Origin of the sequence: Streptomyces sp. FXJ1.172 (genome assembly GCF_001636945.3) — a bacterium.
Classification (GTDB): domain Bacteria; phylum Actinomycetota; class Actinomycetes; order Streptomycetales; family Streptomycetaceae; genus Streptomyces.
Genome location: NZ_CP119133.2, coordinates 8,866,579 through 8,881,209, shown reverse-complemented (window position 1 = coordinate 8,881,209; position 14,631 = coordinate 8,866,579). Strand labels below are relative to the sequence as shown.

Here is a 14,631-nt window from a genome sequence, read left to right as displayed (position 1 = left end):
GCCCGCTGCCGACGACGGCCACGACCTCGTGTCCGGCCGACCTCAGCAGCAGTACGATCCCTTCCCTGAGCAGGGCATCGTCCTCGGCGATCACCACACGCACGGCAGCTCCACGACCATCGTGGTCGGTCCCCCGACGGGGCTGGACACGGTCACCGCGCCGTCCAGGGCGGCAGCACGACGGCGGACACCGAGCAGTCCCGTGCCGGCCCCTTCGTCCGCGCCGCCAAGTCCCTCGTCGCGGACCGCGACCCGCAGACCGGCGGGAAGACGCTCCACCTGGACCGAGGCCCGCGACGACCCGCTGTGCCTGGCCGCGTTGGTGAGCACCTCGGCGACCGCGAAGTACGCGGCGGCCTCCACCGCGGCCGGGGCCCGCACCCCGGGGTCCTCCAGCCCGTCCACCTGCGTGCTCACATCCAGCGCGCTGCTCGCCGCCAGTGCCCGGACGGCGCCCACGAGCCCGCGGTCGGTGAGGATCGGCGGGTGGATGCCGCGTACGACGTGCCGCAACTCGGTGAGGGCCTCCTCGGCCAGGTCCTGGGCGTCGTCGAGCATCCGGGGCACCGTCTCGGAGTCATGGTCGTAGGCGCGTTTGGCCAGGCCGATCCGCATGGAGAGCGAGACCAGCCGGGCCTGGGTGCCGTCGTGGAGGTCCCGTTCGATCCGGCGCAGCAACTCGGCGGCGTGCGCGGCGATCGCGCCCGCCCGTGTCTGTGTCAGCTCTGCCACCCGTTCAGCGAGCAGGGCCTTCGGAGAGGGCTTGAGCAGGGCCTCGGACCAACGAACGTCCAGGTCGGCAAGGTTCGTGATCAGCGGGAGTACGACCGCCTTGCGCCGTAGCGCCCCGCACCACACCCCGTCGACGGCCAGCCCGAGCGGCCACAGCGGCAGTGCCAGCGGGGCCAGCGGGCTGCAGAGGTACTGGGCACCGAGCCAGCGCAGGTCGGTGTACGTGCCGGGGTCGTGGACCGTCTTGCGCAGACGTTCACGCAGGGTGCCGGTGAGCGGCGTGTATGCGTCAGGGATCTGCCGGCCGGTCCAGGCTGCCACCTGTTGCCGCTTCGCCCCCGCGATCCTCCGGATCAGCAGCACCGTTTCCGGCAGCATCCAGGCCCCGATCACCACGAGGGTGGCGACGGCCGTGATCAGCAGCACGGCGATGAAGAGATACAGACCGAAGCCCATTGCCGCAGTCAGGGCCAGCTGAACCGTGGCCCGCGCGGCCTGACGCCGTCCTGCGCACACCGGCAGCGCGGGGCGAGGGACGGCTCAGCGGCAGGGTCGTCGACCTCGCGGACCGTGCGACCGCCATCACCAGGGATCTCCTTCCATCGGTTGCCGGACGCGCAATTTTAAGTCAGTCGATTGACTTACATCCGCGGCGCGAAGGGAGAAACGGGGTCCGACAGTGCCCGAGACACGCATGCCGTTTCTCCCACGACACCGGGCAGGGAATGCGCACACTGCCCCGGCGGACGTGTGAGACATAGGGCAACGGAGACCACCCCCCATGTCCGCAATGGCGAACACACCCGAACCAGCGTTACCGAACGCCCGATGTAGCGTCCCCGAAGGCTCCGCACCCTTCGGCACGGCCCCCGCTCCTCCCACCGTGCTGATGGACGACCAGGCACTCTCGGACTTCCTCGCAGCTGCCATCGGCGAGTACCAACTCATCGCGGCCGACGCTCCGTTGCCCTGTTTCGCGCTCCTGCTCGGCCATGCGGAGGCGACGACGTACCACGTACGGCGCATCACCTTCGGCCGAAACGCCCGCACGACCGATCCATCAGCCCGACGGGAGTTCCGCGAGACGATCGTGCCGACGTTCGGGCCGGCCTACGAGAACGAACACCGCGGCTGGTGGTGGGACTGTGCTCAGCGAGCGCCCGACTCCCATGGACCGTCATCTCTTCGGACGGACCGGATGGCCCCTCAACCTCAGCTGCTACCTGGAACGTCGAGGCGGCACGTTCTACCACGCCCTGGCGGCCTGGGCGCCGCCTCCGCCGCGTCCGTCCGAGGGCGCTGACTGCCCCGAACTCGCCTTGCTCATCCGCACGAGTTCCTTGCTGAAGGTGTGAGAACGATGCGTGAGCCCGACGCAACGAACGCCCCCGCCTCGGGCGACGCCCTTGAACACGCACCCGGTGGCGGCACCGGGGACGACGATCGGGCGATCCGGGCGCTGTGGTCGTGGCCGTCCAGTTCCTGCGCCCCGACCTGGCCACGGTCGAGGCTGAGTCGACCGTCATCGCCCGGGGGCGGCGAACCGCTTGCCGCCACGCACGCGTTGGCCGTCGTGGAGCGGACGCCGCAGTCCGAGTGGCAGGTCAGAGCGTTCCACAACATGGGCCCGGCGCCCCGCCCGCCTGAGCACGCCCCCCCCACGCGAAGGATTCCACCATGGACGGACCCACCGGCCGGCCCAAGCTCCGCCACCTGGCCATCGTGGCCCGCGACCGCGACCCGGACCGCAGTTGCTTCCTGTCCGACGGCTACCTGTCCCTCGCCCTGATCAAGCACCAGCTCGACGGCGAGACCCCGATCGGAATGAACCACTTCGGCTTCCACGTCGAGGACACGGCGGTCACGTCGGAGGCGCTGGTGGCGGCAGGCACTCCGAAACCCGCGGAACGCTTCACCAACCGCCCCTTCGCCGAGTACCGGGCCATGGATCCGGAGGGAAACTGGTTCGACCTCTCGGAACACGGCTTCGGCGGCCCACGCCCGTCGTCACCCGCCTGAGTTCGCGGGCGCTTTGGGCTCAGGGCAGGATCGAGTCGACGTAGCCGCCGTCGACCCGTACGGCACCGCCGGTGGTGGCGGAGGCGTAGGACGAGGCGAGGTAGACGACCATGTTGGCGATCTCCTCGGGCTCGATGAGGCGCTGCAGCAGCGACTGCGGGCGGTACTTGACCATGAACTCGTGCTGCGCCTCGTCCCAGGGCAGCTCGTCGCCGACGAGTTCGCGGACGAATCCTTCGACACCACCGGTGTGGGTGGGTCCGGCGATGACGGAGTTGACGGTGACGCCGGTGCCCGCGGCGTCCTTGGCGAATCCGCGGCCGACGGCGAGCAGCGCGGTCTTCGTCATGCCGTAGTGGATCATTTCGGCGGGGATGGCCACGGCCGAGTCGCTGGCCAGGTTGAGGACGCGTCCCCATCCCCGCTCTTTCATGCCGGGCAGCAAGGCGCGGATGAGCCGGACGGCGGAGAGGACGTTCACCTCGAAGTAGCGGCGCCACTCGGCGTCGTCGATCTCCAGCGCAGGCGCGGAGCCGAAGATGCCGAGGTTGTTGACGAGGATGTCGGCCGTGGGCACGGAGCCCAGTACGGCGACGGTGCCCTGCTCCGTCGCCAGGTCGCCCACGGCGCCGGTCACGTCGTCGCTGCCGGAGTCGGCACGCACGGTGCGGACGGCGTCCGCGACGCGCTGCTCGCCGCGGCCGTTGACGACGACACGGGCTCCCGCGCGGGCAAGGCCGGTGGCGATGGCCTGGCCGATGCCCTGGGTGGAGCCGGTGACCAGGGCGGTGCGGCCGGAGAGATCGATCTGCATGATGCGTTCCCCTCGTCGAGGTTGTCGAGGTTGTGGGGCCGGCGCGCAGACCCCGGTCGAGGCACGCGAGGGCGGCCATGAAGGCGTCGGTCGGCTCGAAGCCGAAGGCGTCGAGGTTCTGCCGGATGCGGTCGGGGGTGACGGATTCGGGGATCACGATGTTGCCGCTCCGCAGGTGCCGGCGCAGCACGACCTGCGCCGGGGTTACCCCGTACGCCTCGGCGATTCCCACGATCGCCTCGTCCTCGAGTGAGGTCGACGGCGGGCATCCGCAACGCACCCGGCGCGAGACCCTCGGCCAGGCAGCCACCGCAGCTTCAGCAGTGGCAGTGGTACGTCACGTCATCCGAGTCCGGGGCCTGATCGGCCCGTAGTCGAGCCACGGGTCCTGGAGGAACTCGTTCCGGTGGGTGGCATGGTCCATGGTGCTGATCCGGAAGTACAGCGCGCGTCGTGTCTGCTCTGACTCGTAGTTGCCGCCGATGTTGTGGCCGAGGAGGTAGTGGGCGAGCAGCAGGTCCCCCGCCCGTCCCTTGATCTGCTCGGGCTCGGGCAGGTCGATGGGCGGGTAGGCGCAGAACATCTGCGGGCCGTGGTCGCGGAAGTATGCGGCGTGTGCGAGGTGCGTGCCCGGCCAGACCCAGAGGTTGCCGGAGTTCTCCGTGAGCTGGTCGGACATCAGCACGCCGGCCAGGAGCGTGAACGTGCCGCGGACCGGCCCACCGGTCGGTTCCGGGTTGGCCGTGTCGATGTGGGGACGGCCGGGACGGTGTGAGTACGGCGGGATGTTCAGGGCGACCTGGACCTGCCAGGGGACCTGCAGCGTCCCGGCTCCGGCCAGCTCCTCGGCGAAACCGAAGGCAGGGCTGCCGGTCAAAGGCGCCATCAGGGCCGGCTCGTCCTGGGTCCGGAGGAAGTAGAAATGGCTGCCCTGCTTGTCGGTGTCAGGTGGATCGGCGGCGATGACCTCGTCGAGCCGCCGGGCCGCCTGGTCCAGCAGATCGCCCCGTACCACCTGTGGAACCACGACGAAGCCGCGCTCGGCGAACTCGTTGATCTGACTGTCGCTCAGCACGCGATCCACCCTAGAGGGGCAGTATCCGTGTCGACGAAGGGATTTTCCGTGTGAAGCCGAGCCTCGGCCGGTGACCGATACCGGCCCGCCGGGAACTGGGCGCCTACCGGCGGGTGGTGGCCGAGGCGGTGGCGGCCGGCGGGGACGAGGTGGGCGGGTTCGGGGGCTCGGTCAGATGCTGGGTGCCGCCCGGGGAGGTGCAGCCGTGCACCCCGGAGGTGAGCAGCACACAGGCCTTGGCAGCCGAGGGACTCGGGGCGGCGACCATCGCGCTGTAGGTGTCGGTGTCGTAGTGGACCTTGTTCTCGTACGTCCGGCCCCCCTCGCCGACGACCTGGGCGCTGTCGCCGGGGCGTCCCCAGCTGATCCGGGACCAGGCGGCCTTGCAGGCGTCGCTGTATCGCAACTCCACGTAGACCCCGGCGACCTTGTTCAGGGCGGACGTCCACGCGTCGCCACCGCAGCCGGCTTGTTTGGGGTCCTTGCCGGTGCAGCTGTCCGCGAAGCAGTTGACGTCGAGTTGTCTCGTCGAAGTCTTCGCCGCCGGCGCGCCGTCCGGGCCGGCGTGCGCGTGCGCGTGCCGGCCGATCGTGCTGAAGAGGGCGGTGCACGACGCGATGACAGCGGCCAGGGCGACCATGGACCAGATCAGCGCCCGCCTGCCGGGACGACGGACTGCGGGCGGCTCCCCTGCCTGCACGGCCGCGGCCGGCTCCGTCGTCGCAGCGGGTGCCTCGGGCTGCGGGTCCCGGACCCCGCGGTCCTGGGCTTCCCGGTCGTGCCAGGCAGTGTTCGCCAGTTCCCACAGTGCCACGAGCCGGGCGGGGTCGGCGTCGGCCAGCTTGCCGAGGGAAGCCACCGCGTGCTGCGGTGGCAGTGCCTTACCGTTGAGATAGCGTTCCCAGGAAGACCTGCTGTGCGGTGTGCGCCTGGCGAGGGCCGCGAGGCTCAGCCCGGCGCGGTCCTTCAACGCCCGTAATTCGACCACCAGATGGCGGACATCCGAGGCGAGAGCGTCGGGTAACGGCTGCCAGTCAGTCAAGCACGTCCTCCGGGGCCCCAGTGCCTTCTGTTCATCGTCTTCTTCCCCACCGTACCCACCGCGCCGCGGACTCGGAACACCGGTTTCACACAAGTCACCCCGGCGATGGGACAGTTGAGGATATGACGGTGTGATGGGCCGAGGTTCTGCGGCGCGCGCCGCACTGTGCGTACTGGTGCTGGCAGTGGTGTGCGCGGGAGCCGCGGGCCCGCGCGCACACCGGTCCGACGACCGCAGTGACGGCGTGCTCCTCGCCGGCGGGCTGCCTGCCGCGCAGCAGCTGGTGGCCGGCGGCACCCGGCGTAGCGACCTGATCGGCCTGTGGCAGAGCATGTTGTGGGCCGACGGATACACCGCACGCTCCGGCGTCACCTGCACCTACGACGACGCGACCGCCGGCGCCACGCGCGTCTGGCAGAGCAACCACCACCTGTCCGCGGACGGAATCGTCGGCGCGGCCACCTGGGGCGCGGCCGAGGAGCGTATCGCCCACGCGGGCTCATGGGTCGTCTACCAGGGGGAACGCTTCGCTCTCCCGCTGCGCCTGGACGAGGGCGGCGCGTACGAGGTCTACGACGCCGGGCGGTTCCACCGGCTGCGTACGGACGCCGTCACCCTCACACGCTGCCGGTGACCGCGTCGATCCAGCTGTCGTACCGCGCCACGCCGAGTTGGTGGCCGGCGACGACGACCGTGGCACGCGCCGCGTCCGGCCCGCTCCCGACCATCGCCGTGTACGCCCCGCCCCTGGCGGCCACTTGCTCATCGCCCCGGTTCGTGGTGATCCGTAACCCGACCGTCCCCGCCGGGGTCTCGACCTCCGCCCAGCTCGCCAGGCACGTCGGGCTGTACCGAAGCGTCAGGACTCGGCCGTACGCGCGCAGCCGGTGGACGGCCACGCTGTCGCGATCGCACCTCTCGCGGTAGGGGTCCAGGCCCCGGCAGCCGGCCGACCGGCACGCGGCGGCCGCCCCGTCCACCGCGCTGCGCAACGGCCACGGCCAGCCGGGTGCGCCGGCAGGAACACCGTCCGGCGGACGTCCGGCATCGGCTCCGGTGTCCCATGGCCGGGCGAGCAGGATGGCCGCCAGCAGCGAACAGACTGCGGCGACGGCGGAGAGTACGCCCGCGCGCGGCCCTGTGGGCTTCGAGCGGGGGCGCCGCTTCCCTTCCGGTGCCGGGCCGGTGACCGAAGTGACCGAAGTGGCCGGATCCGCGGCGCGAACTGCCGGACGCCGCAGGGCGGTTGCCGGGCCGGTGCCGCCGGTCTGGCCCGTCGGCGTCCAGGCGTGCGCTGCCGACTCCCACAAGACACGCAGGTACTCGGCATCGGCCTGCGCCAGCCGCCCCAGCCCCGCGACCGCCGGCCAGGGCGGCAGTCTCCGGCCGTTGAGGTAGCGCAGCCAGGAACTGCGGCTGTAGCCGGTCTTCGCGGCGACGGTCTCGGTGTTCAGCTCGCAGCGGTCGACGTACTGGCGCAGCTCTCGCACCAGCCGCACCACCTCGGCGGGCAGGTCACTCCGCAGCGGCTGCCAGCGTCCCACGACGGCATCCCCCTTCTCCGCACGGCCCACTATCTCACGGCTGTCCCGCCACGCCACCCGGCCACGGAGTGTCCCCGCAGGTCAGACGGTGGGACGTCCCGGGATTGACGCTACTTTCGGGCAGCGCTGGCCGGTGCCGTCAGCCCCGCACAGACTCGGGGTCAGCACCTGTGGGCAGCCGGGTCAGGTCGACGTGCGGGGCCGCCGCGCGGGCCGTCCCGTGGGAGGGGAGCGGGGCGGCGGGGCAGAAGGCCCCGCGCACGACAGGCCTTCGGTCCACGACACGTGCGGCCGGTCGCGGCGCCGCAGGTGCGCACGGCACTTCATGCACGCTTCAGGGGGATCGGAACATGATGGCTCACGGCGGTTCGGCCGGCCCGGACGAGCGTGAGACCGCGTACGGCACGGCGTCCGCCACCGGCACTCGCCTTCAAAAGCCCGCCGCCGGACAGCCCGGCACGAGTGCGGGCCAGCGGCACCACTTCGACCTCGGGCCGGTGCGGCTGTCCCTGCTGAGCCCGCCCGCGTCGCCGGCCGTGGTGGAGCTGGAGGCCCGGTGCGCCGCCAGTGCGCCGCGGACCTGGCACCTGGTCTTCGCGACGCGCGGGCCGCTGGTCGTCGACCGTGATGAACGGCTTGTCCGGTTGGACTCCGGCACCGTGATGCTGCGGGAGCCTTCCCTGTGCGTCCGGCTCTCGGCCGAAACCGCCGGTCCCCCGGTCCGGGCGCTGGTCCTGCATCTGCCCGAAGCGGCCTTGCCGCTGCCCGGCGCGGTGTTGCACGACGTGTCCGGGCGTCCCGCGCCGACCCGGTCGGGGCCCGCGGCCCTCCTGTCGTCCTTCGTGCAGGGGCTCGCCGCACACGTGCCGTCCGTCGATGCCCGGCACACCGCGTGGTGGGGCACCGCCGCGGTCAGCCTCGCGACGGCCTTCCTCGACAGCGAGACCGCATTCCTCCACGGCGAGACGGACCGGCACCCGTCCGAACCGGTGCGCCCCTCGCCGGCGGCCGTCCCCTCGGGACCGGACCTGCTGCTGCGCGAGATCAAGGCGTACGTCGCCGACCACTTACGCGACGCCGACCTGTCACCGGCCTCGATCGCCGCCGCCAACCACATCTCGCTGCGCTACCTGCACCACCTCTTCCAGCGGGACGGGCTCACCGTCGGCACGTTCCTGCGCGAAAGCCGCCTGGAACACTGCAGGGCGGACCTGGCCGATCCGTCCCAGGCGCAGCGCAGTGCGCGCGAGATCGCGAGGCGGTGGGGTTTCAGTGACGCCGCGGTGTTCAACCGTACGTTCAAGTCGGCCTACGGGGTGACGCCGGGCACGTACCGCAGGCAGCGATTGCAGCGGTGACCGGGACACCCGGCCGGGCGTGCGTGCACACCGATTGACCGAGCACGCATTAGCCCTGCGGCAGCCGGTCCAGGACCGATCGGTGCTCGGGCGGCCCAGGGCCTAGCGGAGCGGCGTACCGTCCGCTTCCGGCTCGCGGGACGTGCAGTGTTGCAGCAAGTCGGAGATCGGGCCGTCGACGAGCCGGTAGCGGACGATCCTGCCGTCCTTGTCGCCCTCGACGATGCCCGCGGTGCGCAGTAGGCGCAGGGCCTGGGAGACCGCGGTGTCCCGCATACCGGTGGCGACGGCCAGATCGGAGACGGCGATGGGTCCGGCCTCACGGAGGGCGAGCAGCAGGGACAGACGTCCGGGGTCGGAGAGCAGAGTGAAGCGATCGGCCCAGGCGCGCACACGCTCGGGCTCGCCGACGGCGGCGATGGCATCGCAGACCCTGTGGCCGTCGATGGTGCGCTGCCCGGAGCGTTCCGCGGGGACGAGATGCATGTACTCATCATCGCAGCCACCGGCACTCGAGCCGCGATATCTGATCAGTTGTGCAGGCTTGCAGGTACGAGCCGCCACCTTCTAGGGTGACAGGGCCGTGGTGTTCGGGAAGACCGGTGACAGCCCCTCAAAGGCTCAGTCCGGAGCGGCCCTCGCCACTGTGATCGGGAAGTTCTCGCCCCACGCGTTGCCACTGGCCTCACGGCCGGGAAGGCAGGGGCGGGAGCGTCGACCCGTCAGCCAGGAGACCGGCCACGGCATCACGAAGCTGATCCACGAGGTGCTGGAGCGTGACCGTATGACCCTGTCCCCAGGTGTGCCCGAAACCACCGCCGCCAAGTCGTTCCGCTGGCGCCGTGAGGACACCGTCCGAACCGCCGGCCTGCTGGCCGTGGTCGTCGCCCTGCACGTGGTCGCCTTCGGGATCCTCTTCTTGCTCGTGGTCCCTCATCACTACGAGGTCGGCAGCAAGGCGTTCGGGGTCGGCCTGGGCATCACGGCCTACACCCTCGGGATGCGGCACGCCTTCGACGCCGACCACATCGCCGCCATCGACAACACCACCCGCAAGCTGATGGCCGACGGTCAGCGGCCGGTGTCGGTGGGCTTCTGGTTCGCGCTCGGGCACTCCAGCGTGGTGGTCGCACTGGCCGCGCTGGTCGCCGGCGGCGCGAAGCTCGCGGGCACCTTGATGAACGACGGCTCCCGCACCCACCAGATCCTCGGCACGGTGGGCACCACGGTCTCCGGCGGCTTCCTGTACCTCATCGCCGCCCTCAACCTCGTGGCGCTGTTCGGCATCCTCCGCGTCTTCAGCGCCATGCGGGCCGGCCAGTACGACGAGACGGAGCTGGAGGCCCACCTCGACGCGCGCGGATTCATGAACCGCATCCTGGGCCGCCTCACCAAGTCCGTCCGCCGGCCCGGCCAGATGTTCCCGCTCGGCTTCCTGTTCGGCATCGGCTTCGACACCACGACCGAGGTCCTGCTGCTCGCCCTGGCCGGCAACGGCGCCGCCGCCGGCCTGCCCTGGTACGCCGTCCTGTGCCTGCCGCTCCTCTTCGCCGCCGGCATGAGCCTGTTCGACACGCTCGACGGCACGTTCATGAACTTCGCCTACCAGTGGGCCTTCTCGAACCCCGTCCGCAAGGTGTTCTACAACCTCACGATCACCGGCCTGTCCATCGCGGTGGCCTTCTTCGTCGGCACGATCGAACTGGTCGGCGTCCTGCACGACAAGCTCGGCCTGAGCGACGACGTCACCGGCTGGATCGCGGGCCTGGACCTGGACAACGTCGGCTACGTCATCGTCGGCCTGTTCGTGGTCGTCTGGGCCGCGGCGATCGCCTACTGGCGCCTGGCCAAGGTCGAGGAACGCTGGAGCGCCGGCGCGGCCGACGCCGGCTGAGGCTGCCATCGCGGCCGAGCAGCCGCCCTTCCGCTGAAGGGGCAGGTCACTCACAGTGCGGGGCGGAGGACGTCGTAGGCCCAGGCGGCCAGAGTGGTCGGTGTGGTGGTGCGCAGGGTTCGCGGCTGTTCCGGGACGAAACCGTCCCTCAGCCCGGTCGACATCCCGATGACTGCCTCGGCCAGGCCGGCGGACATCCCGGATGCGTGCAGCAGGTTCCGCATCGCGTCATCGCTGACACGCTCGGCACGCAGCGGGCGGCCGGTGGCGGCGGACACCGTCTCGGCGGCCTGGGGCCAGGTGAGGTCGGCCGGGCCGTGGACGGCCTGGACACGGCGTCCGGACCAGTCGGCCGACAGGAGGCGTGTCACGGCGACCTCCGCGATGTCGCGTGGCGCGACCCAGGGAAGGGCCTGGTCCAAAGGCAGGATCACCGGAATCGCGCCCGCCCGGACCGCATCGAGCTGGAGCATGAGGTTGGTGAAGAAGTAGCCGCACCGCAGGTGCGTAACCGTGGCGCCGAGGGCGTCGAGGGCCAGTTCGGTTCCTGCGAGGCCGTCGATCTCGCCGGCCCCGTGGCGCTTCTCGGCACCGACGCTGCTCTGGAAGACCGTCCGTTCGATGCCGTTCGCCCTGACGGCGCTCACCACGCTCGCCGTGGCCAGCTCATAGTCCGCGAGCGGATCGTCACCCGTCGACGGTGGGTCGACCCAGAACAGAGCGTCGACCCCGGCGGTGGCAGCGACGACGGCCTGGCGGTCGCGCTGGTCCACCGCGACCGCCTCGACCTCGCGCCGGACGGCAGCATCGAGCCGGCCGGGATCGCGCGCGAGGACCAGCGGACGGATCCCGGCTCTCAGGAGCATGGAGACGACGTGGCGCCCGACGTTTCCGGTGGGCGTCGTGACTGCTACGCGCATGGCATGGTGTCCCTTCTACGGCTTCCAGCACGACACTACGGGCCAATCCGGACACCTCATGTCCCCTATTTCCATGGGCTCACCGACCCTGACAGAACCCGTGGCCGGATCTCCGCGCACCAAATCCGCGCAAGACGCCTCCGGCACACCGGCCGCCGAGGAAGGTGTTATGAACTCGCCGTAGGTCATACATGCCGGCGAGGAAGAGGAAAGTCGTGAAGCTCGGTTTCGCTCTCCCCCAGTTCCACCGGCAGGCCTCCGGCGTGGCTCACGCAGCGGCGTTCGCCTCCGCCGTCGAGGAGGCGGGAGCCGCGAGCCTCTGGGTGGGCGACCGCAACCTCGCCGCGGTCGATCCGGTCGTCGGCTACGGCGGGCGTGGCGCGACCATCCCCGAGCAACTCAACTCCGCCGCGGACCCGTTCGTCCTGCTGGGCGTCGCCGCCGGCGCCACCCGGCGGGTGCTCCTGGGCAGCCACGTGCTCATCGCCCCTCTCTATCCGCCCGTCCAGCTGGCCCGCTCGCTGACCACCATCGATCTGATCAGCGGCGGGCGCCTCCTGCCCGGCTTCGGGGTCGGCTGGTCGCCCGAGGAGTACCAGGCGGCCGGCCTCGACTTCACCCGCCGGGGCGCGCGCATGGACGAACTGCTGGACGCCCTCGAAGCGTTGTGGACGACCGACCCGGCGCACTACGAGGGGGTCCAGCTGTCGGTGCCGCCGCACCACTCACCACTCAAACCGGCCAGGCGGCCACGGCCCCCGTTCTACCTGGGTGCCCTGTCCGAGCGCGCGCTCGGCAGAGTCGCCCGGCGCGGCGACGGATGGCTGCCGCTGTGCGTCGTTCCCAGCTACGTCGACATCGACGGACTGATCGCCCAGCGCTCCCTGCTCGACCGGCTCACCGTGCAGGCCGGCCGGGACCCGGAGGCCATCGACACGGTCCTACGGGTGAACATCGACGCCGGCACCCGCACGACCCAGGTCGCCGAGACCATCAAACGGGTCCACGAGCGGACGGGTATCGAGCACTTCATGGTCGACTCGATGTACGCCGTCGACACCGTCGACGGTTCCCTCGCCCACGCCCGGCAGGTACTTGATCTCGTGGCCCGCGGCTGAGCGGCTCCCGCGAGGGCGTTCGGCGGGAGGTCCGGCCGCCGCGCGCAGCGGTCAGCGTGTCGCGCGCTCCACGAGGGTGTACGACACCGAGCGCTCCCGCTTGTGGCGCCGGACCCGCCCAATCACAGACCTGCGGGGCACAAGCGGTGTGCCCGGCCGCCCTTGATCGTCGCGTCGACGCATCCGGCAGGCAGTCCCCCGTGGGGCGCGGCGGAGAAGTTGGCGGTCACGGTCAGGGCGCCGTCGCCGAAGGTGGTCCGCTGCACCAGATGGTCGTTCGTCAGCCAGCGGAAGTCGGTCATCGGCTCGGTTGCCGCCGCCTTGTGGAGAGGTGCGAAGTACCTCTGCAGCGCGGCGATCTGCTCGCCGTGCTGGTCCAGTTCGGACTGGTCGAGGACCAGGTTGAGCGGCACGTTGTACAGCATCGCGAGCTGGGCACGCGTGCGGCTCTGGTCCGGCAGCTTCGACCAGGACAGCTCCCAGCGTTCGGTGCTGATGACCGAGTCGTGCAAGACCGTTTGGTAGAGCGGCACCCGGTACCTCGGGTCGTACATCGCCTTCGCGACGTCGGCCGGCAGGTGGACGGGCTTGAAGAAGATCCCCGGCGCGTTGTAGGGCGCGTAGCCGCCCCAGGTCTGCCGGTCCCTCTCCAGTTTCCACAGCCGGTCGTCGACCGGGGTGCCCGAGCCGTGGCTGAAGTCCAGCACCCCGTTCGCCCAGGATCCCGCGGCCTCCGAGCCGAGCACCAGGTGCCGGTTGCCGGAAAGCCAGGCCATGCGCTGGAGCCGGTTGTCGCGGTCCTGGGCCTGGGTCATGGGGTGCGCCGGGGAGTGGTCGGTGAACAGCTCCCCGGCGGCGTCGACGTCCAGGAAGTAGCCGGCGGCGCCGTTGGCGGTCATGGCCCGGGTGCGGTCGGCCAGGTAGTGCCGGGAGGGCTCGGCGCGCCGCAAGGCCTCGGAGCTGACGTAGCAGCCGCGGTTGCCGAAGCCGGTGAGGACGGTGCCGTCCGTGTTGCGGACGCAGGCGTCCTGCCATACGGGGGCGGGCCACTTGGACACCGAGGTGTCGGCCGATACCGGATCCTGCGCGTTGGCCCAGGAGTCGTAGGGCCCGACGAGGTAACCGGCCTGCTGGGCAAGGCGCGTGGCCTGCCGGCTCATGGGGTTGCCGTCGGCGTCGTAGCCCAGCCACATGCGGTCGATGCCGAGTTCCGAAAGGCGGCGTACGCCTTCGGCGGTGCGCGCCTGGCCCCAGGTGTAGGCATGGAACGCGCCTACCAGCCTGGCCACTTCGGGATTGCGGGCGATCTTCTGTCGCAAGGTGGTGATGCCACCCTGGTCCTGGAGCCAGGCGCGGTAGTCGCGTGCCGCGGCCACCGGGGAGCCGTCGGTGAGCGCGAAGGTCACCGTGTAGTTCTCCGTGTCCTGCTGTGGCGAGAACGCGTGCTCGGTCTCGGTGTGCAGACGGCCGTGGTCGGAGACGACCTTGAGGGTGGTGCCGATGTCCGACGGGACGATGTAGCTGGCTCCGTGCCGCCCGGACTGGCTGGTGCCCCAGAAGGGCATGGTCAGGCCGCCGGCCATGGCGGCCTCGGTTCCGGCCAGGCCTGCGGATGCGGAGTTCCACCAGCGGTCGGCGACCGGGATGGTCAGGCCCTCACCTCGGGGAACCTGCAGCTCCTGCGTGCTCCGGTCGGTGCCGGAGACCGGCCAGGTCAGGCTGGACTGCCGAGCGGAGTGCACGGTGACGGCCAGGCGCCCGTCCTGTGCGGAGGCGGTGACCGTCCATCCCTTGTCGCCGTAGCGCCAGGTGGCCTTCCCCTCGCGGATGGACACCTTCCCCGGCTGACCCAGATCGCCGGCGGCCGACGCCGAAAGCTGCCAGGTGCGACCGTCGTCCGCCCGAGCCCGCACCGCCAGCGAACGGATGTCCACGACCGCACGGCCACCGTCGACCGGCACGGAGAGCTGGTTCCCGTGCGCCTCGATGCGCCGGTGCTCGTCCGTACCCGTACCGAACGCGGCGGCTGTACCGACCGCCCCGATCACCACGACCGCACCGCCCAGGGCAATGATCTTCTGCTTCGTCTTCTTGAGTTTCCTCGCCTTCATGGGC

At 71.0% G+C, this 14,631-nt stretch carries 13 protein-coding genes, 1 pseudogene and 1 riboswitch; of the genes and pseudogenes, 5 read left to right on the top strand and 9 right to left on the bottom strand.

Going from position 1 to position 14,631, the window contains the following annotated elements; genetic code table 11:
- Nucleotides 1-90: 90 nt before the first annotated feature.
- Entirely contained in the window at nucleotides 91-1,188 is a 1,098-nt protein-coding gene (locus A6P39_RS39950) for a sensor histidine kinase (protein WP_079133045.1), read from the bottom strand.
- Between the two features lie 1,221 nt (nucleotides 1,189-2,409).
- Here A6P39_RS39950 and A6P39_RS39945 point away from each other — a divergent pair.
- Nucleotides 2,410-2,751 carry a VOC family protein gene (locus A6P39_RS39945; protein WP_067038796.1) on the top strand — a complete coding sequence of 114 codons (342 nt, stop codon included), beginning with the start codon at nucleotides 2,410-2,412 and terminating at the stop codon, nucleotides 2,749-2,751.
- 19 nt (nucleotides 2,752-2,770) lie between these two features.
- Here A6P39_RS39945 and A6P39_RS39940 read toward each other — a convergent pair whose 3' ends face one another.
- From A6P39_RS39940 to A6P39_RS39925, 4 genes and pseudogenes are all read right to left on the bottom strand, one after another.
- The gene (locus tag A6P39_RS39940) at nucleotides 2,771-3,565 is read right to left on the bottom strand and encodes an SDR family NAD(P)-dependent oxidoreductase (RefSeq protein ID WP_067038798.1); all 795 of its coding nucleotides are present in this window, start codon (nucleotides 3,563-3,565) and stop codon (nucleotides 2,771-2,773) included.
- A 22-nt stretch (nucleotides 3,566-3,587) separates the two neighbouring features.
- A pseudogene (locus A6P39_RS39935) lies at nucleotides 3,588-3,815 on the bottom strand (aldo/keto reductase); the annotation flags it as partial.
- An 87-nt stretch (nucleotides 3,816-3,902) separates the two neighbouring features.
- Complete coding sequence (locus tag A6P39_RS39930) at nucleotides 3,903-4,640, bottom strand: phytanoyl-CoA dioxygenase family protein (RefSeq protein WP_067038800.1); 738 nt, start codon at nucleotides 4,638-4,640, stop codon at nucleotides 3,903-3,905.
- Between the two features lie 103 nt (nucleotides 4,641-4,743).
- Nucleotides 4,744-5,682: a helix-turn-helix domain-containing protein gene (locus A6P39_RS39925; protein WP_159395909.1), complete on the bottom strand. Its 939-nt coding sequence runs from the start codon at nucleotides 5,680-5,682 to the stop codon at nucleotides 4,744-4,746.
- Between the two features lie 133 nt (nucleotides 5,683-5,815).
- On the opposite strand from A6P39_RS39925, the gene A6P39_RS39920 reads away from it, so the two are divergent.
- On the top strand, nucleotides 5,816-6,316 hold the full coding sequence (locus A6P39_RS39920; protein WP_067038804.1) for a peptidoglycan-binding domain-containing protein: 501 nt from the start codon (nucleotides 5,816-5,818) through the stop codon (nucleotides 6,314-6,316).
- Here A6P39_RS39920 and A6P39_RS39915 read toward each other — a convergent pair.
- Nucleotides 6,300-7,226, bottom strand: a complete 927-nt coding sequence (locus A6P39_RS39915; protein ID WP_159395910.1) for a helix-turn-helix domain-containing protein — start codon at nucleotides 7,224-7,226, stop codon at nucleotides 6,300-6,302. The two genes, A6P39_RS39920 and A6P39_RS39915, sit on opposite strands and share 17 nt — an antisense overlap.
- Nucleotides 7,227-7,576: 350 nt before the next feature.
- Here A6P39_RS39915 and A6P39_RS39910 point away from each other — a divergent pair, with 350 nt between their 5' ends.
- The gene (locus A6P39_RS39910) at nucleotides 7,577-8,584 is read left to right on the top strand and encodes a helix-turn-helix domain-containing protein (protein ID WP_067038807.1); all 1,008 of its coding nucleotides are present in this window, start codon (nucleotides 7,577-7,579) and stop codon (nucleotides 8,582-8,584) included.
- 102 nt (nucleotides 8,585-8,686) lie between these two features.
- Here the strand turns inward: A6P39_RS39910 and A6P39_RS39905 are convergent, their stop codons facing one another.
- On the bottom strand, nucleotides 8,687-9,070 hold the full coding sequence (locus tag A6P39_RS39905; RefSeq protein WP_067038809.1) for an ArsR/SmtB family transcription factor: 384 nt from the start codon (nucleotides 9,068-9,070) through the stop codon (nucleotides 8,687-8,689).
- 81 nt (nucleotides 9,071-9,151) lie between these two features.
- Nucleotides 9,152-9,341, top strand: a riboswitch (cobalamin riboswitch).
- A 27-nt stretch (nucleotides 9,342-9,368) separates the two neighbouring features.
- Between A6P39_RS39905 and A6P39_RS39900 the strand changes: the two genes are divergently transcribed.
- Nucleotides 9,369-10,478 carry a HoxN/HupN/NixA family nickel/cobalt transporter gene (locus tag A6P39_RS39900; protein WP_107304183.1) on the top strand — a complete coding sequence of 370 codons (1,110 nt, stop codon included), beginning with the start codon at nucleotides 9,369-9,371 and terminating at the stop codon, nucleotides 10,476-10,478.
- A gap of 50 nt (nucleotides 10,479-10,528) precedes the next feature.
- Here A6P39_RS39900 and A6P39_RS39895 read toward each other — a convergent pair whose 3' ends face one another.
- Entirely contained in the window at nucleotides 10,529-11,398 is an 870-nt protein-coding gene (locus tag A6P39_RS39895) for an NmrA family NAD(P)-binding protein (protein ID WP_067038811.1), read from the bottom strand.
- A gap of 215 nt (nucleotides 11,399-11,613) precedes the next feature.
- Between A6P39_RS39895 and A6P39_RS39890 the strand changes: the two genes are divergently transcribed.
- Nucleotides 11,614-12,516, top strand: a complete 903-nt coding sequence (locus A6P39_RS39890; protein ID WP_067038813.1) for a TIGR03619 family F420-dependent LLM class oxidoreductase — start codon at nucleotides 11,614-11,616, stop codon at nucleotides 12,514-12,516.
- Nucleotides 12,517-12,638: 122 nt separating this feature from the next.
- Here the strand turns inward: A6P39_RS39890 and A6P39_RS39885 are convergent, their stop codons facing one another.
- The gene (locus tag A6P39_RS39885; protein ID WP_079133047.1) at nucleotides 12,639-14,627 is read right to left on the bottom strand and encodes a glycoside hydrolase; all 1,989 of its coding nucleotides are present in this window, start codon (nucleotides 14,625-14,627) and stop codon (nucleotides 12,639-12,641) included.
- Nucleotides 14,628-14,631 lie beyond the last annotated feature (4 nt).